The sequence below is a fragment of the Rhizobium sp. CF122 genome (assembly GCF_000282035.1).
Taxonomy (GTDB): domain Bacteria; phylum Pseudomonadota; class Alphaproteobacteria; order Rhizobiales; family Rhizobiaceae; genus Rhizobium.
The window spans coordinates 47,109-71,474 of the sequence record NZ_AKKA01000096.1 but is presented as its reverse complement, the minus strand read 5'-3'; the positions used below and the strand labels follow the sequence as shown (position 1 = coordinate 71,474).

Annotated in this window: 27 protein-coding genes and 1 pseudogene; 17 read left to right on the top strand and 11 right to left on the bottom strand. The window is 60.1% G+C overall.

Features of this window, described 5'->3' with window-relative positions:
* Nucleotides 1–27 precede the first annotated feature (27 nt).
* Both purM and purN read left to right on the top strand, forming a co-directional pair.
* Nucleotides 28–1,101 carry a phosphoribosylformylglycinamidine cyclo-ligase gene (purM, locus tag PMI09_RS25060; RefSeq protein ID WP_007801013.1) on the top strand — a complete coding sequence of 358 codons (1,074 nt, stop codon included), beginning with the start codon at nucleotides 28–30 and terminating at the stop codon, nucleotides 1,099–1,101.
* Nucleotides 1,098–1,772 carry a phosphoribosylglycinamide formyltransferase gene (purN, locus tag PMI09_RS25055; protein ID WP_007801010.1) on the top strand — a complete coding sequence of 225 codons (675 nt, stop codon included), beginning with the start codon at nucleotides 1,098–1,100 and terminating at the stop codon, nucleotides 1,770–1,772. Before purM ends, purN begins: the two co-directional genes overlap by 4 nt.
* Before the next feature lie 2 nt (nucleotides 1,773–1,774).
* On the opposite strand, the gene PMI09_RS25050 is transcribed toward purN, so the two are convergent.
* The 3 genes from PMI09_RS25050 to PMI09_RS25040 form a co-directional block, all read right to left on the bottom strand.
* The gene (locus tag PMI09_RS25050) at nucleotides 1,775–2,938 is read right to left on the bottom strand and encodes an alpha-D-ribose 1-methylphosphonate 5-triphosphate diphosphatase (RefSeq protein ID WP_007801008.1); all 1,164 of its coding nucleotides are present in this window, start codon (nucleotides 2,936–2,938) and stop codon (nucleotides 1,775–1,777) included.
* A 180-nt stretch (nucleotides 2,939–3,118) separates the two neighbouring features.
* The gene (locus tag PMI09_RS25045) at nucleotides 3,119–3,712 is read right to left on the bottom strand and encodes an NUDIX domain-containing protein (RefSeq protein WP_007801006.1); all 594 of its coding nucleotides are present in this window, start codon (nucleotides 3,710–3,712) and stop codon (nucleotides 3,119–3,121) included.
* On the bottom strand, nucleotides 3,709–5,847 hold the full coding sequence (locus PMI09_RS25040) for a molybdopterin-containing oxidoreductase family protein (protein ID WP_007801004.1): 2,139 nt from the start codon (nucleotides 5,845–5,847) through the stop codon (nucleotides 3,709–3,711). Before PMI09_RS25040 ends, PMI09_RS25045 begins: the two co-directional genes overlap by 4 nt.
* Nucleotides 5,848–5,930: 83 nt before the next feature.
* Here PMI09_RS25040 and PMI09_RS25035 point away from each other — a divergent pair, with 83 nt between their 5' ends.
* Together PMI09_RS25035 and PMI09_RS25030 are read left to right on the top strand one after the other, a co-directional pair.
* Nucleotides 5,931–6,800, top strand: a complete 870-nt coding sequence (locus PMI09_RS25035) for a 23S rRNA (adenine(2030)-N(6))-methyltransferase RlmJ (RefSeq protein ID WP_007801002.1) — start codon at nucleotides 5,931–5,933, stop codon at nucleotides 6,798–6,800.
* A gap of 58 nt (nucleotides 6,801–6,858) precedes the next feature.
* Entirely contained in the window at nucleotides 6,859–7,455 is a 597-nt protein-coding gene (locus PMI09_RS25030; RefSeq protein WP_007801000.1) for a glutathione S-transferase family protein, read from the top strand.
* Between the two features lie 2 nt (nucleotides 7,456–7,457).
* Here PMI09_RS25030 and PMI09_RS25025 read toward each other — a convergent pair whose 3' ends face one another.
* Complete coding sequence (locus tag PMI09_RS25025) at nucleotides 7,458–8,351, bottom strand: LysR family transcriptional regulator (RefSeq protein WP_007800998.1); 894 nt, start codon at nucleotides 8,349–8,351, stop codon at nucleotides 7,458–7,460.
* Nucleotides 8,352–8,464: 113 nt separating this feature from the next.
* Between PMI09_RS25025 and PMI09_RS25020 the strand changes: the two genes are divergently transcribed.
* Nucleotides 8,465–9,304, top strand: a complete 840-nt coding sequence (locus PMI09_RS25020) for an oxidoreductase (protein WP_007800996.1) — start codon at nucleotides 8,465–8,467, stop codon at nucleotides 9,302–9,304.
* Nucleotides 9,305–9,367: 63 nt separating this feature from the next.
* Here the strand turns inward: PMI09_RS25020 and PMI09_RS25015 are convergent, their stop codons facing one another.
* Nucleotides 9,368–10,000 (bottom strand): outer membrane protein, encoded by a 633-nt coding sequence (locus tag PMI09_RS25015; RefSeq protein WP_007800994.1) that lies wholly within the window; start codon nucleotides 9,998–10,000, stop codon nucleotides 9,368–9,370.
* Nucleotides 10,001–10,362: 362 nt separating this feature from the next.
* Between PMI09_RS25015 and PMI09_RS25010 the strand changes: the two genes are divergently transcribed.
* The 5 genes from PMI09_RS25010 (at nucleotide 10,363) to PMI09_RS24990 (ending at nucleotide 14,587) form a co-directional block, all read left to right on the top strand.
* Nucleotides 10,363–11,130, top strand: coding sequence for an SDR family oxidoreductase (locus tag PMI09_RS25010; protein ID WP_037084034.1), 768 nt, complete (start codon nucleotides 10,363–10,365; stop codon nucleotides 11,128–11,130).
* Complete coding sequence (uvrC, locus tag PMI09_RS25005) at nucleotides 11,127–13,166, top strand: excinuclease ABC subunit UvrC (protein WP_007800990.1); 2,040 nt, start codon at nucleotides 11,127–11,129, stop codon at nucleotides 13,164–13,166. Before PMI09_RS25010 ends, uvrC begins: the two co-directional genes overlap by 4 nt.
* A 110-nt stretch (nucleotides 13,167–13,276) precedes the next feature.
* A complete protein-coding gene (pgsA, locus tag PMI09_RS25000; protein ID WP_007800987.1) occupies nucleotides 13,277–13,867 on the top strand; it encodes a CDP-diacylglycerol--glycerol-3-phosphate 3-phosphatidyltransferase in 591 nt (196 codons plus the stop codon).
* On the top strand, nucleotides 13,864–14,118 hold the full coding sequence (gene moaD, locus PMI09_RS24995; protein WP_007800985.1) for a molybdopterin converting factor subunit 1: 255 nt from the start codon (nucleotides 13,864–13,866) through the stop codon (nucleotides 14,116–14,118). The genes pgsA and moaD overlap by 4 nt, the downstream gene beginning before the upstream one ends.
* A gap of 1 nt (nucleotide 14,119) precedes the next feature.
* Entirely contained in the window at nucleotides 14,120–14,587 is a 468-nt protein-coding gene (locus PMI09_RS24990) for a molybdenum cofactor biosynthesis protein MoaE (RefSeq protein ID WP_007800983.1), read from the top strand.
* Here the strand turns inward: PMI09_RS24990 and PMI09_RS24985 are convergent, their stop codons facing one another.
* Entirely contained in the window at nucleotides 14,588–15,484 is an 897-nt protein-coding gene (locus PMI09_RS24985) for a branched-chain amino acid ABC transporter permease (protein ID WP_007800981.1), read from the bottom strand.
* Nucleotides 15,485–15,547: 63 nt separating this feature from the next.
* On the opposite strand from PMI09_RS24985, the gene PMI09_RS24980 reads away from it, so the two are divergent.
* The gene (locus tag PMI09_RS24980) at nucleotides 15,548–16,099 is read left to right on the top strand and encodes a CGNR zinc finger domain-containing protein (protein WP_037084032.1); all 552 of its coding nucleotides are present in this window, start codon (nucleotides 15,548–15,550) and stop codon (nucleotides 16,097–16,099) included.
* Nucleotides 16,096–16,599, top strand: a complete 504-nt coding sequence (locus tag PMI09_RS24975) for a hypothetical protein (protein WP_007800977.1) — start codon at nucleotides 16,096–16,098, stop codon at nucleotides 16,597–16,599. The genes PMI09_RS24980 and PMI09_RS24975 overlap by 4 nt, the downstream gene beginning before the upstream one ends.
* Before the next feature lie 69 nt (nucleotides 16,600–16,668).
* On the opposite strand, the gene ndk is transcribed toward PMI09_RS24975, so the two are convergent.
* Entirely contained in the window at nucleotides 16,669–17,091 is a 423-nt protein-coding gene (gene ndk / locus PMI09_RS24970; RefSeq protein ID WP_007800975.1) for a nucleoside-diphosphate kinase, read from the bottom strand.
* Nucleotides 17,092–17,291: 200 nt separating this feature from the next.
* Here ndk and PMI09_RS24965 point away from each other — a divergent pair, with 200 nt between their 5' ends.
* Nucleotides 17,292–17,807 carry a DinB family protein gene (locus PMI09_RS24965; protein ID WP_007800973.1) on the top strand — a complete coding sequence of 172 codons (516 nt, stop codon included), beginning with the start codon at nucleotides 17,292–17,294 and terminating at the stop codon, nucleotides 17,805–17,807.
* A gap of 145 nt (nucleotides 17,808–17,952) precedes the next feature.
* Complete coding sequence (locus tag PMI09_RS24960) at nucleotides 17,953–19,002, top strand: GGDEF domain-containing protein (RefSeq protein ID WP_007800971.1); 1,050 nt, start codon at nucleotides 17,953–17,955, stop codon at nucleotides 19,000–19,002.
* Between the two features lie 216 nt (nucleotides 19,003–19,218).
* On the opposite strand, the gene PMI09_RS24955 is transcribed toward PMI09_RS24960, so the two are convergent.
* The 4 genes from PMI09_RS24955 to PMI09_RS24940 form a co-directional block, all read right to left on the bottom strand.
* Nucleotides 19,219–19,863, bottom strand: a complete 645-nt coding sequence (locus tag PMI09_RS24955; protein ID WP_007800969.1) for a methyl-accepting chemotaxis protein — start codon at nucleotides 19,861–19,863, stop codon at nucleotides 19,219–19,221.
* A gap of 118 nt (nucleotides 19,864–19,981) precedes the next feature.
* Nucleotides 19,982–20,464 carry a hypothetical protein gene (locus PMI09_RS24950; protein WP_157213405.1) on the bottom strand — a complete coding sequence of 161 codons (483 nt, stop codon included), beginning with the start codon at nucleotides 20,462–20,464 and terminating at the stop codon, nucleotides 19,982–19,984.
* Complete coding sequence (locus PMI09_RS24945; RefSeq protein ID WP_007800968.1) at nucleotides 20,400–20,675, bottom strand: hypothetical protein; 276 nt, start codon at nucleotides 20,673–20,675, stop codon at nucleotides 20,400–20,402. Before PMI09_RS24945 ends, PMI09_RS24950 begins: the two co-directional genes overlap by 65 nt.
* Nucleotides 20,672–20,983, bottom strand: coding sequence for a hypothetical protein (locus PMI09_RS24940; protein WP_007800965.1), 312 nt, complete (start codon nucleotides 20,981–20,983; stop codon nucleotides 20,672–20,674). Before PMI09_RS24940 ends, PMI09_RS24945 begins: the two co-directional genes overlap by 4 nt.
* A 189-nt stretch (nucleotides 20,984–21,172) precedes the next feature.
* Here PMI09_RS24940 and PMI09_RS24935 point away from each other — a divergent pair, with 189 nt between their 5' ends.
* The 3 genes and pseudogenes from PMI09_RS24935 (at nucleotide 21,173) to PMI09_RS24930 (ending at nucleotide 24,341) form a co-directional block, all read left to right on the top strand.
* Complete coding sequence (locus tag PMI09_RS24935) at nucleotides 21,173–23,056, top strand: ABC-F family ATP-binding cassette domain-containing protein (RefSeq protein WP_037084030.1); 1,884 nt, start codon at nucleotides 21,173–21,175, stop codon at nucleotides 23,054–23,056.
* Between the two features lie 100 nt (nucleotides 23,057–23,156).
* Nucleotides 23,157–23,318, top strand: a pseudogene (locus PMI09_RS30680) (polysaccharide deacetylase family protein); the annotation flags it as partial.
* Between the two features lie 96 nt (nucleotides 23,319–23,414).
* Entirely contained in the window at nucleotides 23,415–24,341 is a 927-nt protein-coding gene (locus tag PMI09_RS24930) for a Gfo/Idh/MocA family protein (RefSeq protein WP_007800960.1), read from the top strand.
* Nucleotides 24,342–24,366: the final 25 nt, after the last annotated feature.

Sequence of the window (24,366 nt, the reverse complement as noted above, 5' to 3'; positions counted from 1 at the left end):
GCCCCTGCACAGCCATCGGAGAGCAGCATGAGCCAGTCTGGAAAAAACGGCCTGACCTATAGCGACGCAGGCGTCGATATCGATGCCGGAAACCTTCTGGTGGAGAAGATCAAGCCCGCCGTGCGCTCGACGCGCCGCCCCGGCGCCGACGGCGAAATCGGCGGCTTCGGCGGCCTGTTCGACCTGAAGGCAGCTGGTTTCACCGATCCGGTTCTCGTCGCCGCCAATGACGGCGTCGGTACCAAGCTGAAAATCGCGATCGACGCCGATTTTCATGACACGGTCGGCATCGATCTCGTTGCCATGTGCGTCAACGATCTGGTCGTCCAAGGCGCCGAGCCGCTGTTCTTCCTCGATTACTTTGCCACGGGTAAGCTTGACCCCGACCAGGGTGCGGCGATCGTCGAAGGCATTGCTGCCGGCTGCCGCGATGCAGGCTGTGCACTGATCGGCGGCGAGACGGCCGAGATGCCGGGCATGTATTCCTCCGGCGACTACGACCTTGCCGGCTTTGCCGTCGGCGCTGCCGAGCGTGGCCAGTTGCTCCCCTCGGGCGACATTGCCGAGGGCGACGTCATTCTTGGCCTTGCTTCCTCGGGTGTTCACTCCAACGGCTTTTCGCTCGTGCGCAAGATCGTCGGGATTTCGGGCCTCGCCTGGGATGCCCCGGCTCCGTTCGCGGAAGACAAGAGCCTTGGCGAAGCACTGCTGACGCCGACGCGCATCTATGTAAAGCCGCTCCTGAAGGCGATCCGCGAAACCAAAGCCATCAAGGCGCTGGCGCACATCACCGGCGGCGGCTTCCCGGAGAATATTCCGCGCGTTCTGCCGAAGCATCTGGCAGCCGAGATCGATCTTGCTGCTGTCAAGGTTCCTACGGTGTTCTCCTGGCTTTCCAAGACGGGCGGCGTTGAGGCCAAGGAAATGCTGCGCACCTTCAACTGCGGCATCGGCATGATCGCAGTCGTTTCGGCTGAGAACGTTGCGACCGTCACCGCCGCGCTCGAAGCTGAAGGCGAGACGGTCGTGGCGCTCGGCCGCATGATTGCCCGCGCCGAGGGTGCAGCCGGTACGCTCTACAAGGGTACGCTCGCCATATGACGACGCCGCGCAAACGCGCCGTCGTCTTCATCTCCGGCGGCGGTTCCAACATGATGGCGCTAGTCGCCGCGGCCAAGGCTGCCGACTATCCGGCAGAAATCGTCGGCGTCATCTCCGACAAGGCCGATGCCGGCGGACTTGCCAAGGCGGCAGCCGAAGGCATTCGGACATTCGCCTTCGTCCGCAAGGACTACGACAGCAAGGAAGCGCACGAGGAAGCGATCTTTGCGGCGCTCGATCAACTGTCTCCCGACATCCTCTGCCTTGCCGGATACATGCGGCTGCTGAGCGGCACTTTCATCCAGCGCTACGAAGGCCGGATGATCAACATCCACCCGTCCCTACTTCCGCTCTTCCCCGGCCTGCACACCCATCAGCGGGCGATCGATGCTGGCATGCGGGTGACGGGATGCACCGTTCACTTCGTTACCGAAGGCATGGATGAAGGGCCAGTCATCGGCCAGGCGGCCGTGCCGATCCGCTCCGACGACAGTGCCGAGAGCCTAGCGGCGCGCGTGCTAACCGTCGAGCACCAGCTCTACCCGCAGGCGCTGCGGCTGTTTGCCGAAGGCAAGGTGCAGATGGAAGGCGGCAAAGCCGTCAGCACAGGCGCCCTCGCCACGTCAGCGGAAAACGGCAAAGTCATTTCGATCATCGGCGAGCGCGCCTGAACTCAGGCGGCAAGCGCCCGCGGCTGATGCAGCGTACCATCGCTGTAGACGAAACGGCCCTTGCGGAACGTGGCGCGGATGCGGTGCACGTCACCAATCTCGACGACCACGAGATCCGCCTGCTGGCCGAGGGCGATCTCGCCTCGATCCAGAAGACCGGCCGAGCGGGCCGCATTGCGCGTCGCCATGGCGACGGCATGGGGCAGGCTCGTGCGATCGGCGATCTTGAAAATGCCAGGCACGAAGGCTGCGGGATGGTAATCAGCGGCGACAACCGTCAGCAGGCCGGCTGCCGCGGCGTCGAGCGCACTGAGATTGCCGGACATGGATTGTCCGCGTAGGGCATTCGGAGCGCCCATCAGCGTCCACAGACCCCGGCGACGCGCCTCTTCTGCCGCGGCAAGCGTCACCGGAAATTCGCTGATCGTGACTCCGAGATCGTGCATTTGCGCGACCTTTTCGGCGCTGTCGTCGTCGTGGGAGGCGAGCGAAAGCTTGTATTTCAGGGCAAGATCGACGACCCGCTTCAGCTTGATCTCGATGTCCGGATTGTCGCGCATCTCGATGCGCTTGGTGACCATCTCGGCGGCCATCTCCTCGGAAATGGCGCGGCGTTCGGCAATGCTCAGGATGTAGCTTTCGATGTTGTTGTACTGGCCCTGCCCAGGCGTGTGGTCCGTCAGCGAAACCATATCGACATGACCGGCATCGAGCAGCTTCTCAAGCGTGGGTGCGGCACCGAGGTTGGTGATCTCGTAGCGCGCGTGGACGCGGTGATCGATCAGCAGGTCATCCTTAAGCCGGTTGATACCCTCGATGACGGCCGAGGTCGTCTCAAGCGAACGGACATGACCGTAGACGCTCTCTGTCGCGAAGGAGACGGCGGCAAAGGCGGTCGTGACGCCAGCCGCCGCCAGCTTCTTATCCAGTTCGTGAATGCTGAAATCGATTGGCATCGGCGCGTTCGGGCGCGGCGCGATCTCGCGTTCCACCATGTCGCCGTGAAGATCGACAAAACCCGGCATCAGCAGGCGCCCGCCGCCATCGATGGCGGCGTTGGCGACCGGCTGTTGCCGAACTTCAGCGATCGCGCCGTCCTCGACGCGCACCGAGCCGTGGCTCACGATCTCATCTGGAAGGACAAGAGTAAAATTGCTGAGCCACATGGATCTGCTCCGAGAGGGTAATTGTGACAAGCCGGAGCGCATAGCGCTGATTCATGACATAGGTGTGAACGCAAAGACGAGTTGGTCATGTGGTTGACCAACTTCACGCCTGCCGCTGGTCACAACTGCTGCAAAGCTGAAACAAGCCGCCGCCGTGGAGCATTTGCGGCCGATTTCGCTCTAGAGTAACGTCTCGCGGTTCAATGTCGCCCACTGCAGCAGGATAATCGTCTTTGCGTCGACGATCTCGCCCTGCTCAATCATCGTCATCGCCTTGCCGAGCGGCACTTCCAGAACTTCGATATCCTCGTGTTCCTCGGCAAGTCCGCCACCGTTCGATACCCGATCGGTCGTATCGATCGATGCGGCGAAGAAGTGCAGCAGCTCCATGCTCGAGCCCGGCGAGCTGTAGGCCTTGAACAGGAAGCGCATGTCTCGAATGCGAAATCCGGTTTCTTCCATGGCTTCGCGGCGGATCGCGGCTTCCGGCTCATCGCCATCGAGCAGGCCCGCCGGCGCCTCGATGATCCAGGCCGGTTCATCATGAAGGTAGACCGGCAGGCGGAACTGCCGGACCAGGACAACCGTGTCGCGCTTTGGATCGTAGAGCAGGATCGTCGCTGCGGGTGTGCGATGATAGACCTCGCGCTGCAGTCGGTGTGTCTTGCCGTCGGAATCCGTGTAGTCGATCTGGAAGCCGCTGAGACGCGTCCATCCGCTCGAGAGCGTCTTTACATCGACGATCTCGGCTTTTGCCTTGTCAAACTTCGTCATGCGGCATCCCTGCGCAGCCAGACCTTGTTGTCGTGAACCGCCGCGCCGCCGTATGGCGCGACCGGATCTGCGCCAGTCAGCACGTTGATGCCTTCGCCATCGACATGCGCCTTGTTCGGCCAGAGACCTTCGGCGATCAGCACACCCGGCTTGACCTCATCGGTGATGCGCACGTGGATGCGCAGGTCACCACGACTGTTGCCGATCCGCACGAGGTCACCATGCTCAATGCCGCCGTCGGCAGCATCCGTCGGATTCATCATCAGCTCCGGTCGCCCCTCTTTCTGGCGCGAGGTCTTCGTCTCCGAGAAACTCGAATTCAGGAAGTTGCGCGCCGGCGATGTTGCGAGCCGGAACGGATGCTCGGCATCCGCCACCTCAATGACATCCACCTGATCCGGGAACGGCGGCAGTCGCTCGTGCGGGCCAAGAGCCCCGACGGCGGCCGGCGGTTTATTCGGCGCGGGACCGTTGACCCAGTCCGGCCGGAAATGGAACTTGCCATCCGGATGCGCGAATCCCTTGAGGAAATGCGCATCCTCGAAATCCGGCTGACGGTCGAACCATTTGTGTTCGAGGAAATGATCGTAGCCCGGCAGGTTGCTGGCCTCGAGAACCCGATCGATCATTTCGCGCGCGGTGAAGCCGAAGCCGGGGCGATCGGCGACGCCGAGCCGTTTGGCCAGTTCCTCGATCACGAACAGGTTCGTTCGCACCGTCGATGGCGGCTCGACCAACTTGGGACCGAGGAGGATGTGGTTCTGGCCACCAGCGCGGTAGATATCGTCATGCTCGACGAACATCGTTGCCGGGATGACGATATCGGCCATTTCGGCCGTCTCCGTCATGAACTGCTCGTGGACGGCGACGAAGAGGTCGTCGCGGGCAAAACCGCGCTTCACCAGCCGCTGCTCCGGCGCGATGTTCACCGGGTTGGTGTTTTGGATCAGCATGGCCGTGACCGGGCCGCGATGGCGCAGCGCTACGGCATCGCCTGCCAACGCACGGCCGATTTGCGACTGGTCGATCATGCGGATATCCGCATCCTTCATCGACTTGCCCGTCAGTTCCGCATTGTTCATGCGGAAGATATCGCTGTTCGAATGGAAGGCCCCGCCGCCTTCATATTGCCAGGAGCCGAGGACGGTGGCGATGGAGGCAGCGGCGTGCATGGCGACGGCGCCGTTACGCTGCCGCGTGAAGCCGTAGCCGAGGCGGAAATAGGTCTTCTTCGTCGTGCCGACGAGCCGTGCAAAGGCCTCGATCTCGTCCACAGACAGACCAGTGATGGCCGCAGCCCATTCCGGCGTTTTCGTTTTCAGATGCGCTTCAAGGCCGCCTGGATCGTCGGCGTATTTGGCCATGTAGTCGCGATCGGCGTAGCCGTCGCGGAAGGCGATATGCATGACCGCACAGGCAAGTGCCGCGTCCGTACCCGGCTTGACGATCAGCGCCATGTTGGCCTGCTTCATCGTCGGATTGTCGTAGATATCGACGACGACGATCTTGGCGCCGCGTTCCTTGCGGGACTTGATGGCGTGGGTCATCACGTTGACCTGTGTGGACACCGCGTTCGTACCCCAGATCACGACGCAATCGGTGCGGCCCATCTCGCGCGGGTCAGGTCCCCGCAGCGTCCCTGTCGCCATCGTGAAGCCGGTCCAGGCCGGATTGGTGCAGATCGACGAGAAGAAGCCGGAATAGCGCTTGGCGTGGCGCAGGCGATCGATCGAGTCGCGCTGAACCCAACCCATGGTTCCGGCATAGTAGTAAGGCCAGATCGCCTCACTGCCGTCCCGGGCTTCGGCCTTGACGAAGGCTTCGGCGATTTCATCCAGCGCCTCGTCCCAGGAAATCTGCTGCCACTGCCCTGCCCCCTTGGCGCCGGTTCGGCGCAGGGGATGCATCAGCCGGTCCGGATGATAAAGTCGTTCGGCGTAGCGCGCGACTTTGGCGCAGATAACGCCCGAGGTATAGCTGTGATCGTTTGCGCCGCGCACACGGCCGATGCGGCCATCGTCACTGATCTCCACCTCCAGCGCGCAGGTCGAGGGACAGTCGTGCGGACAGGCAGTGTGACCGAGCCTGATGTTCGACTTGGCGGATTTGGCGTGAATGGGGGTCGCAATGTTCATGGCTTTTCTATATTCGAACCGGAAACCGGCCAAAAGTCACAAATGACGTCGATCAGGCGAATTCATAACGGGCATCAGCAAAAATGAACTACCGCCACATCTACCACGCGGGCAATTTTGCCGATGTGCTCAAGCACGCCGTTCTGGCGCGGCTGATCCGCTACCTGCAGAAGAAGGATGCGGCGTTTCGCGTGCTCGATACCCATGCCGGTATCGGACTCTATGATTTGTCCTCCGAGGAGGCACAAAAGACCGGCGAGTGGAACGAGGGTATCGGCAAGCTCCTGGGGGCGGACCTCGCTCCGCAGGTCGCAGAGCTGTTGGAGCCATATCTTTCCGCTGTCCGAGAACTGAACCCGGAAGGCGGCATCCGCTTTTATCCCGGTTCGCCAAAGCTCTCGCGAATGCTGTTTCGCCCACAAGACAGGCTTTCCGCCATGGAGCTGCATCCGGAGGATTTCGCGCGGCTGCATCGGCTCTTCGAGGGCGATCATCATGCACGCATCACCGAGCTTGACGGCTGGCTGTCGCTCGGCGCGCACCTGCCGCCGAAAGAGAAGCGCGGCATCGTCCTGGTCGATCCGCCGTTCGAGGAGGATGGCGAATACGAACGGCTGGTGGATGGTCTGGCAAAGGCCTACCGCCGTTTCCCCGGCGGCACCTACTGCCTTTGGTATCCGCTGAAGAAGGGCGCGCCGATCAAGGAATTCCATGAGGCATTGCAGGCCCTCGATATTCCGAAAGTGCTTTGCACCGAACTCAGCGTGCGCAGCGATCGCGGCATCACGGGGCTGACAGGCTCCGGCCTGATTATCGTCAATCCGCCCTTCACGTTGAAGGACGAGCTGCATGCTTTGCTGCCCGCGCTCAAGGACCATCTGGCGCAGGATCGCTACGCCTCGCATCGCGCATTCTGGCTACGCGGTGAAAGCAGGGCGGCAAAGGAGGATTGACCGACTCCTGGCGGCGCGAAATAGTCGCGCCGAGACATAACCATATGGAACAACGACCATGAAGATTCTTTGCGCTCCAAGCTCTCCCTATTCCAGCAAAGTACGGATGGCCGCGCACTACCTGGAACTCGATGTCATCGAAATCCGTGTGGACACCAATGCCGGCCCGGCAATCCTTGTCGACAACAACCCGCTTGGCAAAATCCCGACGCTGCTCACCGACGACGGACTGTCGATCTTCGACAGCATCGCCATCATGCACTATTTCGGCCGACTGAAAGGCAAGAAGCTTTATCCCTCGAAGAACAGCAAACGGACGGAGGCTGAAATCCTCGAGGCGCTTTGCGACGGAATCTGCGACTGCCTTCTCGCAATCGTCTACGAGCGGCGTTTCCGCGACGAGGAAAAGGTACACCAGCCCTGGATCGACCGGCAATGGAAGAAGGCCGTCAGTGGCTTGAATCACCTCGCCGTTCACCTACCGAAGATCGGTAAGCGGCTGCATGGCGGCCATTTCGCACTGGCGGCAACGCTCGGCTACCTCGATCTGCGCTTCAAGGGCCAGTGGGAGGCCGATCATTCCGAACTCATCGGCTGGCTTCGCCGGTTCGAAAAGAAGTTTGCCGCCTATGACGACCTGAAGCCTCAGAGTTGAGGCTAGCCTTGGTCGGTCTTGGCGAAATCGATGAAGGCGCGCAGCGCCGTCGGCAGCTGCCGACGGCTCGGATAATAGAGGAAGAAGCCCGGATAGAAGGGACACCAGTCTTCGAGCACGCGTATCAGCCTGCCATCGGCCACCGCCTTCTGCACCTGCTCCTCGAAAAGATATCCGAGGCCGCAGCCGTGCAGCACGGCATCCAGCATGATGTCCTGATCCCCCAGCGTCAGGGGACCGGCGACCTCGATCTCCAGTTCGATCCCGCCGCGTTCGAACTCCCATCGATAGAACGCGCCGCCGGCAAAACGGTAACGCACGCATTCGTGGTCGCGCAGATCGTGCGGCGTCACCGGCCTACCCCTGCCCTCGAAATAATTCGGCGCCGCAACCACTGCGAAGCGATGACGCGGACCGATCGGCACGGCGATCATGTCCGCGGCAATACTTTCGCCGAAACGCACGCCGGCGTCGAAGCCAGATGACACCATATCGACCAGCGCGTCATCGATGACGATCTCGACCTCGACGGAGGGGTAGGCCTTCAGGAAGCGCGAGACGATCGGCAAGAGCACAAGCTTGGTGGAAGCCCGCGCCGCATTGATGCGTAGCTTGCCATGCGGTTGGCCGCGGAAATTGTTGAGATCGTCGAGTGCTGCGTCAATATCGAGGAATGCAGGCCGGATGCGATCGAACAGTCGCTCGCCGGCCTCAGTCAAGGCCACGCCGCGGGTCGTCCGGTTGATCAAACGAACCGCCAGCCTCTCTTCGATTGCCCTTAATGCGTGGCTCAGCGCGGAGGCCGTAACACCCAGTTCGACCGAGGCTTTCCGGAAGCTTCGGTGATTTGCGATCGCGAGGAAGATCGCCAGGTCGGTAGAGCGCACACGCTTCATTGATGAATTTTTCTCAGCAAGTTATGAAACACAACGTAAATTCTCTCATCTCTGCCAATACGCTACCTTCACTCCGTAAGCAAATCGCAGCGCAACGGACAAAGGAGATCGTCATGCGTGTTTGGTTCATCACAGGGGCATCGCGTGGTTTCGGCGCCCTTATCGCTCAGGAAGCTCTCAATGCCGGCGACGCCGTCGTCGCGACGGCGCGCAATCCGAAGGGTCTTGAGGAGAAGTTCGGCAATCATCCCCATCTGCTCGCCGTGTCGCTTGACGTGACCGACGAAGCCTCTGCGCACAAGGCAGCGGAAGCAGCCGTGAAGCGCTTCGGGAGGATCGACGTGCTGCTCAACAATGCCGGCTTCGGGCTTCTGGGCGCCGTGGAAGAAGCAACCACCGAAGAGATCGAGAAGCTCTACGCCACGAACGTCTTTGGTCTCTTGAAGGTTACCCGCGCGGTCCTGCCGCACATGCGCCGCCAGCGCTCCGGGAATGTGCTTAACATCTCGTCCATCGGCGGCTACGAGTCGCATGCCGGTTGGGGTATCTATTGCTCGACGAAGTTCGCCGTCGAGGGCCTGTCCGAGGCTCTCGCTGCCGAAGTGGCTCCGCTTGGCATCAAGGTGACGGTCGTCGAGCCCGGCTTTTTCCGCACCGACTTTCTGGATGAGAGCTCACTTGCCGTCAGCCCGAGTTCGATCGCCGACTATCAGCAAACGCCTGTCGGCGCGATGCGCGAATTCGCTGCCGGCCATAATCATCAGCAGCCCGGCGACCCTGCCCGACTTGCTAAGGCGATGGTCACCTTGGCGCACGCCGAAAACCCGCCGCTGCGCATGCCGTTCGGCAGCGACACCGTCGCGGTGATCGAAGCGAAGAACGAGCATGTCGCGAAGGAACTCGCCGCATGGCGTGAACTTGCCGTCTCGACCGATTTCCCCAAGCAGGTCTAAGGGTTCCTCGCATAGACAAAAAAGCCGGGCTAGAGCCCGGCTTTTCCGCAGTTGATGTTCGGCTTAGAACTTGACGCCGATACCGACCTTGACGCTGTGCTCGTCGTAGCCGCGCGAAATGTTCGCGCCGCCGACGTTGAAGTCGCTGTCAGCGTAGTTGGTGTAACGGTACTCGACACGGGCCGTGATGTTGTTGGTCACGAAGGTTTCTGCACCCGCACCAACCGTGTAACCGAGCGACGTGTCGGTGTCAGAGCCGGCTGCGTTGCTGAACTTGTTCTTCGTAGCAGCAAGACCGGCCGTGCCGTACAGCAGGAACGGGTTCAGATCGTAACCGATACGGCCGCGGATAGAGCCGTTGACTTCGTTCTTGCCGGAGCCACCGCCAGCAGCACCGTCAGCGCCGGAGTAGCCGATGTCGGCTTCGGCACCGTATACGATCTGGCCAGCCTGCCAATTGTAGCCGGTGTAGATCTGACCGCCGAGAGCGCGCGCGTTGTACTTGTCGCCAAAGCCGCCCATGTTGTAGGTGCCGGCACCGCCGAGATAGAAGCCCTGCCAGTTGGCCGCTGGAGCCGGTTCATTCTGTGCAACCGGAGCTTCCGGGATCTGATCAACGGCATCGGCTGCATAAGCGGCGGAAAACCCACCAAGGGCAACGGTCGAAACCAACAGGCTAGCAATAAACGTACGCATACTCGTCTCCTTTCAGACCCGCGTCCTTCGTCAACTGTCCTACAGCGAAGCATTCGCGGGCTATTACAAATGTCCCTTGCGGTTAGGGAGAGAAATTGATGCCCAATTGAGGATTTGAAAGAGCCAAATTGTGATTTGATTGTGGCACCTGGATGGCTGAAATTCGATGTTGCTTTGTCGCAACAGAATATTTGTTAACCATAATGAATGGTTAAATCATGAATACTTATTTTACGGAAATATATTCTTAAATAATACATACAGTAATTCCGGCGCCGTCGCAATCAAAACGGCTATTTATCTCACCTTCTCCCGCGCCTATATAAGCAGCGAACAGAGTTTCGCGGCGAGAAGGCATGATTTTGAACGAGAAAAGACTTCGGACGGCACTCGTGACCGGGGCGGCCAAAAGAATAGGCAGGGCGATAGTCGAGGATCTGGCCGCGAATGGATTTTCGGTTGCGATCCACGCCAGCCGTTCGATTGAGGCGGCTGAGAATTTCGCGGCGGAATTGCGGCAAAGCGGCTCCCGGGCGTTTGCCGTGCAAGCTGACCTCGAGAAAATTGACGAGACAAGCGATCTGATAAGGAAGGTCTCAGAGACGCTTGGACCGATCGATCTGCTTGTCAACAATGCCTCTGTTTTCCACGAAGATTCCGTCCGCCATATCGACGCCAAGGCCTGGGACGAGCACTTCGCCGTCCATGTCCGCGCGCCCTCGATTCTCTCGGCGAACTTTGCGGCGCAACTGCCCGAACGGGCGGATGGTCTGATCATTAACATTATCGACCAGCGCGTCTGGGCGCTGCGACCGAGCTTCTATTCCTATACACTGTCGAAGTCAGCCTTGTGGACCGCGACGCAGACCACGGCGCAGGCGCTCGCGCCGCGCATCCGCGTCAACGCCATCGGGCCCGGCCCCTCGATGCCAAGCGAACGGCAGTCGCAAGAAGACTTCCAAGCGCAGGTTTCAGCGCTTATCCTCAAGCGAGGGCCGAAGCTCGAGGAATTCGGCAAAACGATTCGCTTCCTCTACGAAACGCCCTCGATCACCGGTCAAATGATTGCCCTCGACGGCGGCCAGCACCTTGCCTGGCAGACGCCCGATGTGGCGGAGATTATGGAATGAATTCAAGAAAGCTGCCGGACGGCGGCGTTCTTTACGACGAAACGGACGAAAGCGATGACGATATCGAAGTGGAGAGCGAGGCCTCCGCTGCGCCGATTTCGGCTGCGATCGATTGGAATGAAGGCGGGATCAACGAAACCGGCCTCGTCGGTGCCGAACTGATTGCCGAATTTGTCAAACGGCTGCCGAACAGTCCGGGTGTCTACCGCATGTTCAACGAGGCCGGCGACGTCCTCTATGTCGGCAAGGCCCGCAGTCTGAAGAAGCGCGTTAGCAATTATGCGCTCGGCCGCGTGCACTCCAACCGTATCGCGCAAATGGTGCGCCTGACGGCGAACATGGAGTTCGTAACGACGCGCACCGAAACCGAAGCGCTGCTCTTGGAAGCGAATCTGATCAAGCGCTTGCGGCCACGCTTCAATGTGCTGCTGCGCGACGACAAGTCGTTTCCCTACATCTTGATCACGGGCGACCACCGCGCCCCGGCGATCTTCAAACACCGCGGCGCCCGCGCCCGCAAGGGCGACTATTTCGGCCCCTTTGCGTCAGCCGGCGCCGTCGGTCGGACGATCAACTCGCTGCAGCGCGCCTTCCTCATTCGCACCTGTACCGACAGCGTTTTCGAGACGCGCACCCGCCCCTGTCTTCTCTATCAGATCAAGCGTTGTTCCGGGCCATGCACACGTGAGATCAGCGACGAGGGCTACAGCGAGCTCGTTCAGGAGGCCAAGGACTTCCTTTCCGGCAAGAGCCAGAAGGTCAAGGAACATATGGCCAAGGCGATGAACCTCGCGGCGGAGGATCTCGACTTCGAACGCGCCGCCGTCTACCGCGACCGTCTGGCCTCGCTCTCGCATGTTTCCAGCCACCAGGGCATCAATCCGGCCGGCGTGGAAGAGGCGGATGTCTTCGCCATCCATCATGAAGGCGGCGTCTCCTGTATCCAGGTGTTCTTCTTCCGCACCGGACAGAACTGGGGCAACCGCGCCTACTTCCCAAAGGCTGATCCGCAACTATCGGCAGCCGAGGTGCTGAACGCCTTCCTGGCGCAATTCTATGATGACAAGCCAGTGCCGAAGCAGGTCCTGCTGTCGGAGACAGTCGAGGAAATCGAACTGCTTGCCGCCGCGCTCGGCGAAAAAACCGGACATAAGGTGTCCATCCTCGTGCCACAGCGCGGAGAGAAGCGTGATCTGGTCGAGCATGTGATCGCCAACGCACGCGAGGCGCACGGTCGGAAGCTCGCGGAGACGGCTTCGCAGTCACGCCTGCTCGAGGGCTTCAAGGAGACGTTCCGGCTTCCCTATACGCCGCAGCGCGTCGAAATCTACGACAACTCCCACATCATGGGCACCAATGCGGTCGGTGGCATGGTGGTGGCGGGGCCGGAAGGCTTCGTGAAGAACCAGTACCGAAAGTTCAACATCAAATCGACCGACATCACGCCCGGCGACGACTTCGGTATGATGCGCGAAGTGATGACCCGTCGCTTTTCCCGGCTAATCAAGGAAGAGGGAATTCCGGACCGTAGCCAGCAGGCACCGCCGGCAGATGCAGCCGACATGTCCTTCCCCGCCTGGCCCGACGTCATCCTGATCGACGGCGGACAGGGACAGATGACGGCCGTGCGCGCCATCCTTGAGGAGCTGGGGATTACCGACAGCGTGATCGCCATCGGCGTCGCCAAGGGAGTCGACCGAGACGCCGGGCGCGAGCGCTTCTTCCCGCCGGGACGCGAGAGCTTCACCCTGCCGCCGCGCGACCCCGTCCTCTATTTCATTCAGCGCATGCGCGACGAGGCGCACCGCTTCGCCATCGGCTCGCATCGTGCCCGGCGCAAGAAGGAGATGGTTAAGAATCCGCTCGACGAGATCGGCGGGATCGGGCCGTCGCGCAAGCGCGCCCTGCTGCAGCATTTCGGAACCGCCAAGGCGGTCTCCCGCGCCGCTCTTTCCGACCTGATGGCCGTCGAGGGCATTTCTGAGACCGTCGCCAAGCAGGTTTACAACCATTTTCACGACGACGCCGCGAAATAGGTGGAGACGGTCGCAAATTCCACGCAAAGGCAGCGAAAAAACAGAAAGAATGTTGACGCTTTGCGGTCAAAGCCGTCATCTACGGGCACATCACTTCAGAGACATGTTTCATGGCATCGCGCGCATATAATATACCGAACCTGCTGACTTACGGCCGCATTCTGGCAGTGCCGTTGATCGTGCTGTGCTTCTTTCTCGAAGGAAAGCTTGCGATCAGCAATACGGCGCGATGGGTGGCGCTGTGGATCTTCGTCATCGCATCGATCACCGACTTTCTCGACGGCTATCTCGCCCGCATTTGGAATCAGACATCGAATATCGGCCGGATGCTCGACCCGATCGCCGACAAGCTGCTGGTCGCGTCCATTCTCCTGCTGGTGGCTGCCGACCAGACGATCGCCGGCTGGTCCATTTGGGCGGCGATCACCATTCTCTGCCGCGAGATCCTTGTCTCCGGACTGCGCGAATATCTGGCGGCCCTCAAGGTCAGCGTGCCCGTGACCCGGATTGCCAAGTGGAAGACGACGGTGCAACTGGTCGCGATCGCATTCCTGCTGGCCGGCCCTGCTGGTGACGAAATATTCCCCTATACGACGAAGACCGGCATCGGCCTTCTCTGGATCGCAGCGATTCTGACGATCTACACCGGCTACGACTATTTCCGGGCGGGCCTGAAGCACATCGTGGATGATGAAGAATGACAAAGCTCGTCTATTTCGCCTGGGTGCGCGAACGGATCGGCAAGGCTGCAGAAGAGATAGCCCTGCCCTCTTCCGTCGTCACCGTTGCCGATCTTCTGAATCATTTGAAGACGATGGGCGAAGAATATGAGACCGCGCTTCAGTTTCCCGACGTCATTCGCGTCGCGATCGACCAGGAGCATGTCGAGCACGACGAGCCGATCGGGAATGCCAGGGAGATCGGCATTTTCCCGCCGATGACCGGAGGCTGACGTGAGCAGCAAGGTCGAGCCCGATATTCGCGTCCAGCGCGAGGATTACGACCTTCAGGCGGAAGTCGATCGGCTCAGCACGCGTGCCAGCGGCATAGGCGCGATCGTGACATTCTCAGGCTTGTGCCGTGACGAAGGCGGCAGGCTCGCAGCGCTCGAACTCGAACATTATCCTGGCATGGCCGAGGCGGAGATGAGCCGGATCGCCAGCCTTGCGATCGAACGCTTCGGGCTCCTCGGCCTGACGGCAATCCACCGCTACGGCAAGATCGGTGCGCGGGAGAATATCGTGCTGGTCGTCGCCGCTGCGCCCCATAGACAGGCTGCATTCGACGGTGCGAATTTCGTGATGGACTACCTGAAGACAGCCGCTCCCTTCTGGAAGAAGGAGCACGGCAAGGATGGCGCTACGGGCGAATGGGTTGCGGCCAGGGACGCGGATGACGCCGCACGCGACAAGTGGAAATAATCAGGGTATGGCTCGCTCCCTCCTGCTGAGGACGAGAAGAAGCACAAGCAGCGAGAACACCACAAGATCGCGCCAGAGATAGGGGCCGTAGGCGCTCCACATCGTCTCCGCGACACCGAGACCGGCTGCGCCTGCGGCTGACTTCAACGGGTCCGAATATCCGCCGACGGCAGCAACCATCAAGACCTTGAGGCCGAACATCAGACCGGCACCGAAATCCATCGTGCCGTAGTAGAAAGTGGCGAGGATGCCACATGCTGTGGCAATCAAGCCTGCCGCCGCGTAGGCAACGAGGAAGACGCGATCGGCGCTGGTGCCGCATAGTTCTGCCGCCAGAGGATCGTCGGTGACGGCCCGCCACAGCCGCCCCCAGGACGTACCCCTCATGATGATAACGCCAAGCGCGATCATGGCGCACATCAATCCGGTATTGATGAGTTGGATCTCCGTAAGCGCGACCTTGAACGCCCCGTCACTCCAGAACACAACGACGCTGTTCAGGAAGGGCGAAAGCCACAGGCTTTTCGTGTCGGATGCAAGCCTGGCCGTTTCCATGAGGACAATAGTGATGCCGAGCGCCGCCACGATCACTGTGTTCGAGGACTGGCGCACCAGTGGCAGCATGATGGAGCGGCCGATCCAGGCCGCCGCCAGCATTGAATAGATTAACGAGAACAGCGTCCCCATTGCCAGCGCGGCCGGCAGGATCAGCCAGAGCCTGTTGTAGCCGAGGTCGGTGAAGAGCAGCAAAATCTGACCCGAGAAGGCGAAGATCGCCCCATAGGTGATATCGGCGCGCTTGGTGACCCCAAAGGCGATGGCGTAGCCGAACGCAAGCGCAGCGTAGAGTGCAGCCACAGGGACCGCGTTCGCCAATTGCTGCAGCAGATAGGCCATAAAGAACTCCCGATTGCAGAAATCATAACTAGCAAAATGTATTTTACCAGTTATATTTTCATCATGAGCTTTTCCTGGACCCCACACCGCTTTTCCGGAGGCGCATTGGCACTGGATGTCGCCAACAGCGTCGTCCTCCGGCATGACGAGACGCGACGGATCGACCGTTTCGAAGCACCCGCCCAACTGGAAACCTTTCCGCAGGCTGCAGCGGAGTTCTGCGCGGAGCGGGCGATCTTCGGTGACATGGTTGGTCCGACACCACATAACAAAAGGAACTTCCTGGAGTTGCGCGAGGCGACGGATAGGTATTTCCGGGCTCGCGTCTCAGGCGACAACGACGATCAGCTGCTCGCCACCCTTCTGGAGGCGCTTGCACGCACGCTGCGCGGCGCCAGTGACGCAAATGGGCTCGACGCTGCGACCGCACATTCGGTGTTGCGGCTGATCGCGATGCAGGATCCCGAGCGGATGAAGATCTGCCGCAATTGCGGCTGGCTCTTCATCGACCGCAGCAAGAACAGAAGTCGCGCCTGGTGCGACATGGCGGTGTGCGGCAATCGCGCCAAGGCGAGCCGCCACTATCGCCGGAGGAAAGAGGAGGAGGCGCCATGAAAGCGCTATCGATGGCCGTTTTCGTTGCAGCCGCAATGCTGACAGGGTGCCAGCGAGAGACCGACAAGCTGGTCGAGGTCAATGGCCGCGTCTTCGTTTTCAACTACCGGATCGCGGTTGCGACCTATGTCGTGACCCTCAACAAGAAGGCGCCGATCCCGGAAGGCACCGTCGCCATCGCGGAATTCGAGAACCCTGCGGGCGGAGACGTGCTAGTGACCAGTGAAAAGATCTACCCGTTCTGGGACAAGATCACGCTGCAGAGCCCGGCACTTCATTGCGTCAAGAAGGACAAGCCTTACGCCGTGAGCGTTCGCCTTGTCGATGCCAACGGAGAGACGTTGCAAAGCCTGAAGACCGAGGTGATTTCGAGCCTTGACCAGTCTGTCATGCCCGGTAAGCCGCTGGTCGTTGGGCCGTTCTATACGAAGAACCCCGAGGTCTTCAAACCGGACGGCACCGTAGACTACGATTCCGCTGCGACCTGTCCTTCAACGTAGAAAGCCGGAGCAGAGCCCCGGCTTTCAGAGTCAATTCAACAGCTTCAGCGGTTTTGCTGAGAGCCTGAATCAGCCGACGATTTCGGTGTCGGAGAACCAGTACTTGATTTCCTGGGCAGCAGTTTCCGGAGCGTCCGAGCCGTGAACCGAATTTTCGCCGATCGACAGGGCGTGAACCTTGCGGATCGTGCCTTCGTCAGCATTGGCCGGGTTGGTCGCACCCATGACTTCGCGGTTCTTGAGGATCGCGTTTTCGCCTTCCAGGACCTGAACGATGGTCGGGCCGGAGGTCATGGTTTCAACGAGTTCACCGAAGAACGGGCGATCCTTGTGAACGGCGTAGAAGCCTTCGGCTTCGCGCTTGCTCATCCAGACGCGCTTGGAAGCGACGACGCGCAGGCCGGCGTCTTCGAGAATCTTGGTGATAGCGCCCGTCAGGTTGCGCTTCGTTGCGTCCGGCTTGATCATCGAGAAAGTGCGTTCAATCGCCATTGGTCAAAATCCTTTATTCCGTGGGAAAAGTGGGCGGTGTTTACCCGCCTGATAGCCCGAAAACAAGTGGGCATCGGCAATTTCACGCCGCTGTCATGTTCCAGCCTACCGTCCGACCATCATCAACTTTCATGGTCTTATCAAAGATGATTGACCTAAATTGCCTTAACATCAGCTGCCAAATGGAGGCAGGATAGAAAATGCTGAAACAATATAAGATGTTTGCGGATTACAATCGTTGGGCCAACGCGATCGTATACGCCGCCGCGTCCGAACTGACAGAGGCGGAATTTCAGGAAAATCGGGGGGCCTTTTTTGGTTCGCTGCAGAAAACACTCAACCATCTCCTGGCGGCCGATCGGATCTGGATGAAGCGCTTTACCGGCACCGGCGATGCCCCTTCAACGCTCGACAGCGTGCTTCACGAGGATCTTCCGTCACTACTCGGGGTCCGTCAAATCGAAGACCAGCGGATCATAAACTGGATAGATACGCTCGATGAATCCTCTCTTGCTGCGAACTTCACCTATATGCCGATCATCCAGCCGATCGAGATCAGGCAACCGCTGTGGTCGGGCCTCTCACATTTCTTTAATCATCAAACCCATCACCGTGGCCAATGCCACATGACGCTGACGGCGCTCGGAAAAGCCAGTCTCCGCCTCGACCTCGCATACTACCTGCGCGCAGACGGCAAACGATGGCTCGACAACTGAGCATCAAGCACCCGTTAACCGCGTCATAAGAACCACCCGGGCGCACGCCCCCTCAGACGGTCGGGATTCAACCTATCTTAAGCCATTGCACGCATAGGAAGAACAGCGCCAGGCCGAACAGGGCCGACGAGCGAAGGGGACGGTCATGCGACATGCAGCATCGGATTTGCAGGTGCAACGCGAAGCCTCACGCCCAGGCTCTGGAACGGACATCCAACGCGTCAGCCAGCATATCACGCGTCTCGGCATTGCGGGCCTGCCTCGCAACTACGAACTTCTGTACGAGGCAATCATCGGGCAGAACGCAGCCTTGGCACAGGATATCGCATCCCTCGGCTCGGCTCCGAACCAGGCTTCCCTCGATGATCTCGGCCTGAAGTACCGTCTCGTCAGTCATTGCGGCATGATCGACAATACGTCCCAGGCAGAGGCCGCCAAACTCCTGCGAGAGGCAGCAGAGCATCTTGCCGACTGCCTTATCCACAGACGAGCGTTCACGCGGGCGGCAGAAACCGTATTGAACTCAATCGTCGGCGATCCGGAACAGAGCCTGTCCTCTCTGATGAACGAGATGGAGTATCTCTCGCAAGCGCTTGAGGAAGCGACAAGCGGAGAAACGGCGCTGCAGACGAAGCTGCAAGCCGATCTCGAACGGCTTGAGACGCTGGCACGCGGTGTGGCGGCGGCGCAGGTTGCCTCCACGACCGACAAACTGACAGGCCTGCCAAACCGTATCGCGCTCAACAAGGTAATCGCCGATCTTTATGAACGCGACGAAGGCTTCGCCGGCAGTGCTCTCATCATGGTCGATATCGATGACTTCAAGGCATTCAATAGTCGCTACGGCACACACACCGGCAGCCGGCTGTTGAAGAAGCTGGCGGACATCTTCCGTAAATCAATCAAGAAGAATGACGTTGTCGCGCGAACGGACGGTGACGAATTCTCCTTGCTGTTTGCCAATGTCGGCATGCAAGAGGCCGTCCTGATTGCTGAACGCCTGCGCACGTCGGCGGAGGACAACCTGGTCTTCGCGACCTCCGACAACGGCACCGGGACGAGACTGACGATTTCGCTCGGGATCGCACTGAGCGCCGACGCAGCGACGGCATCGCAGTTGCAGGCAAATGCGCGTGTCGCACTCTACGCTGCCCAATCAAACCGCCGGCAACCCGTGCAAGCGTTTGGGCGCTGAGCGCCGCGCTCAAGCTTTCATCCGCCCCAAGGCCACGATGCGCTTATGCGCAAAGTACGGCGCCTTCATTCTCCCGCCGCCAGTCGAAGCACTGACTGTCTTCCAACGACCGCAAAGCGACCGAGGATATCCTCAAGGCGCTCGGCTTCCGTCGTGAGCAGGCGGGCCGCGGAAGTCGAGTCCTCAACCATCGCAGCATTCTTCTGCGTGATCGCATCAATCGCGCCGATTGCCGAACCAATCTCGCCGAGAGCAGCTGACTGTTCGCGCGCGCCCTCGACGATGGCCTCGAATGTGCACGCGAATGTCCGTAACGCTCGCGGCGATCAGCGTCAGCGTGTGTCCAGTATCGTTTACCAGGGAGACGCCTTCCCGCACCTGCGCATCCGAAGAGGCAATCAGCGTCTTGATCTCGCGCGCGGCGACCGCGGAGCGTTGTGCCAGTTCGCGGACCTCTTGAGCGACGACTGCAAATCCCTTGCCCGCTTCACCCGCTCGCGCCGCCTCAACACCCGCATTCAAGGCGAGAAGGTTGGTCTGAAACGCGATCTCGTCGATGACCCCAACGATATTGCCGATTTGCCTGGCTGATCCCTCTATTCTCCCCATGGCACCAACGGCGGCAACCACCACAGCGTTGGACTTCTGCGCCACCTCAACGGTTTGCGCCACCAACTGACCCGCCTCCTCCGCGCGTTTCGCCGATTGTTGGACGGTCTCCACGATCTGCGTGACCGCAGCCGCGGTCTCCTCAACCGAGGAAGCCTGTTGCTCTGCACGCCGGGCAAGGTCGTTATTGGAATCGCGGATCGATGACGAACTGGAGCGAACGGCCCTGGCAGCATCGCCGACCGTCAACATGACCTCCTGCAGATTCCCGGCCGAAAGGTTGAACGCCGTACGCAAGCGCTCGAGATCACCAGCGAAGGGTTGCTGCAGCCGGAACAATAGGTCGCCGCTTGCCAAAGCGGCAAGGGCTTCATCGAGCCGCCTGACAGCAAAGAGCGTCTGTTCGGCTTGCTCGATGCGCTCGCGATCCCGCGTAGCGCGCTCGTCCGCCGCACGTGCTTTCCGTCTCCATCATCTTGATTCCCATTTCCTCGGCAGCCCTTTGGGCTGCCGTCGCCCACTCGGCCGCCTCTTCCGCAGTTTCCACGGACGCGAGCGCTTTTGCTACTCGGTGAACGAGGGCGACTAGCACAACAATCTGCAGGACCATAACCGTCGCGTGTAGAAGCACGCGCGTGAAATCCGAGGTTCCGGGAAAAACCGCCACCGGCAACAGGAAGAAAAGCACCAGGTGATGAACAGCAACGACGGCGGCATAGGCGATGATCGCGCGCCAATCGATCCATGCCGCGCAGATCGCCAGCGTTGCGAAGAAATACATATGGATGTCAATCTGCAGCGGCGAGCCGCTGAAACTGTACACGAGCAGAGCGACGAGCGCCGCGTGTGCCATGGACGATACCCACACGGGTGACAGCACCTGCTCGATCGATGAACCAGAGAATGGTTGCCAACGCCACAATGGCGACGCCGCAGAGAGTAACCACCGTTGCCGGAAGGCTGGAATAGGCGAACAGCCTGAGGGCCAGAAGGCCCAGATCTATCCAGAGCAGCAGCAGAATGCCACCGGCGACGCGCATGCGCAGGCTGTCGATCGATTTCATACAGTCCCCCTCATCAAACAACTCTCGGTCATCCAGTGGTTGGTAACGAGCAGCGCTCCATGCCTGAGGAGGCGCTGCGCGAAACCGGCATGGTCGGAATGGGCGACTGCCATCCATGGGTAGCGTCCTTCCGCGATATATTGCCCGCCCGCGTCGCCGATCATTTGGTGCATTTGCGCTGCCCGAATGTCGGGTGAGGCGATAACGACGACGAACGGACCGGTGGGAAAGAGCAAGGCGACGGCTGAAAGCAGGCAGATGAAGGTAAAACTCACGACCACCACGAGAATATCGGCGTTGCGGGACATGAATGCCTATCCTTCAATCCGCGCCGACATCGCACGAGCCCACCGCCGAAACAATCATGGCGTGCAATGCACTTCAACACACGCCAATTAGCAAAAGGTTACGGAAGTGATGTAACTTTCCGCCATATCGTGCCGTCCGGCTTCGGCGCGCCCTTGCCTTCGGCCAAGAGTTCCGACAAAACCCGACCCATGATCACGATTTCCGATATTTCCGCGCGCGTTGCCGGCCGCCTCCTTCTCGATCACGCCAGCGTTTCGTTACCGGCCGGCACCAAGGCCGGCTTGGTGGGCCGTAATGGTGCGGGCAAGTCCACGCTTTTTCGGGTCATCACCGGCGACTTGGCTTCGGAAAGCGGTTCGATATCGATCCCGAAAAATGCCCGCATCGGTCAGGTGGCGCAGGAAGCACCGGGAACAGAAGACGCGCTGATTGAAATCGTGTTGGCAGCCGACAAGGAGCGCTCAGCCTTGCTGGCGGAGGCGGAAAGCGCCACCGATCCGCACCGCATCGCCGAAATCCAGATGCGGCTCGTCGATATCGATGCGCATTCTGCGGAAGCGCGCGCCGCCGCCATTCTGGCCGGCCTCGGCTTCGATCAGGAAGCGCAGTCGCGATCGGCCTCGTCATTCTCGGGCGGCTGGCGGATGCGCGTCGCCCTCGCTGCGGTTCTATTTTCCGAGCCCGACCTGCTGCTCCTCGACGAGCCGACCAACTACCTCGACCTCGAAGGCACATTGTGGCTCGAGGATTATGTGCGTCGATATCCGCACACGGTCATCATCATCAGCCATGACCGTGACCTGCTGAACAACGCCGTCAACGCGATCGTCCACCTCGATCAGAAGAAGCTCACCTTCTATCGCGGCGGCTACGATCAGTTCGAAAGGCAGAAGGCAGAAGCCGACGAGCTGCAGACAAAGGCACGAGCGAAGAACGAGGCCGCGCGCAAACACCTGCAGAGCTTCATCGATCGCTTCAAGGCGAAAGCCTCCAAGGCGCGCCAGGCGCAGAGCCGCGTCAAGGCGTTGGAGCGCATGGGCACAGTGGCAGCCGTCATCGAAGATCACGTGCAGCCGATCACCTTCCCCGAGCCGGAAAAGCAGCCGGCCTCCCCCATCGTTGCCATCAGCGGTGGCGCGGTCGGCTATGAGCCTGGCAAGCCGATCTTGAGAGGCCTCAATCTGCGTATCGACAACGACGATCGCATCGCACTGCTCGGCTCCAACGGCAATGGCAAATCCACCTTCGCGAAATTCATTTCCGGTCGCCTGTCGGCGGAGGCGGGAGAAGTCAAGCTCGCCCCAAACCTGAAGATCGGCTTCTTCGCGCAGCACCAGCTCGACGACCTGATCCCCGACCAGTCACCGGTCGAGCATGTGCGCCGCTTGATGCTGGATACACCCGAAGCAAAGGTGCGGGCGCGTGTCGCCCAGATGGGCCTCGCGACGGAGAAGATGTCGACAGCGGCAAAGGATCTTTCCGGCGGTGAGAAAGCCCGCTTGCTGATGGGTCTCGCCGCCTTCCACGCGCCGAATTTGCTGATTCTCGACGAGCCGACGAACCATCTCGACATCGACAGCCGGCGAGCACTCATCGAGGCGCTGAACGACTACGAGGGCGCCGTCATCCTGATCTCCCACGACCGCCATCTTATCGAGGCGACGGTCGATCGATTGTGGCTCGTCAACAACGGCACCGTGACGACTTTTGATGGCGAAATGGACGAGTATCGCGACCTCGTTGTCACATCGGGTAAAAAGAAGGATGAGAGGCCTCAGCTCGCTGAAGAGTCCGCCTCGAAGGCGGACCAGCGCAAACTGAATGCAGAGAAACGCGCGTCGCTTGCGCCGCTCAAGAAAAAGATCAACGAAATCGAATCCTTGACCGGCAAGCTGGAGAAACTGATTCAGGCGCTTGATGCGGAACTTGCAGATCCGCTGCTGTACGAAAAGGCGCCTGCGAAAGCCGCCGAGAAAGCCAAACAGCGTGGCGAGGCTGCCGCAAAGCTCGCTGTGGCTGAAGAGCTGTGGCTGGAGCTTTCGTCGGAATACGAGGAAGCCATGGCCGGATAGCCACAGCTCTAAACTAGAGCTAGTTGGACACCGCACTATTCTGTGCATTCCCGGACGATCGAAACCGATCGCTAACCATAATCATCAAGGTTGTCTCAACATTTACAAGCCCGGCCGCGGCATCATTCTCATGCACGACATCCACAATCGCACTGCGACAATGCTGCCGACGCTTCTTTCAACGCTCGAGGCCGAGGGGTATAAGGTCGTGACGCTGCAGTTCAAGAAGCCGACAGCGCCCGCCGAGATGGCGTCTCTCTGATGGGGCTATCGACGCTTGCCCGCCGGTTTCTTTCTGTTAAAACAGGCGCAAAATAAATCATACTTTTGAGTGAAACACCGAACGCGAGCCACCAGCATGTCACCTATCAACCTCGCCATCGTTGGCGTCGGCAAGATCGTCCGCGACCAGCACCTTCCTTCGATCGCAAAGAATTCCGACTTCAAGCTCGTTGCAACGGCGAGCCGCCATGGCACCGTCGAGGGCATCCAGAGCTTCACCACGATCGATGCGATGCTCGATGCAGTCCCGGCGATCGACGCAGTTTCCCTCTGCATGCCGCCGCAATACCGCTACGAAGCGGCACACAAGGCGCTTTCCGCCGGCAAGCACGTCTTTCTCGAAAAACCTCCGGGCGCAACGCTGAGCGAAGTGGCCGATCTTGAAAGTCTCGCTGCAAGCAAGGGCGTTTCACTGTTTGCGAGCTGGCATTCGCGCTATGCGGCGGCCGTTGAAGCCACGAAGTCCTTCCTCGCGTCGACGACGATCAAGAGCGTTCACGTCATCTGGAAGGAAGATGTTCGCCATTGGCATCCAAACCAGGACTGGATCTGGCAGGCCGGTGGTCTCGGCGTTTTCGACCCGGGCATCAACGCCCTTTCAATCGTCACTCACATCCTGCCGAAAGCGATCTTCCTGACGGGCGCAACGCTCGAATTTCCGGAAAATCGCGACGCACCGATTGCTGCCGATCTGCATTTCAAGAACGCTGACGACGTGCCTGTTTATGCCGAATTCGACTGGCGACAGACCGGCAAGCAGAGCTGGGACATCCTCGCGGAAACGGAAGCCGGCCATGTGCAGCTTGCGGAAGGCGGTTCCAAGCTGTCGATCAATGGCGAGCTGAAGTTCTCGGCGCCGGAAGAGGAATATCCAGCGCTCTACCGTCGCTTCGCGGAAATCGTCAAGGCCGGCAAGTCCGACGTCGATCTCGCGCCTCTTCGCCATGTTGCCGACGCGTTCATGCTCGGCAAGCGCAAATTCGTCGACGCGTTTCACGATTGATAGAAACGTGCCGAACCTCCTAATA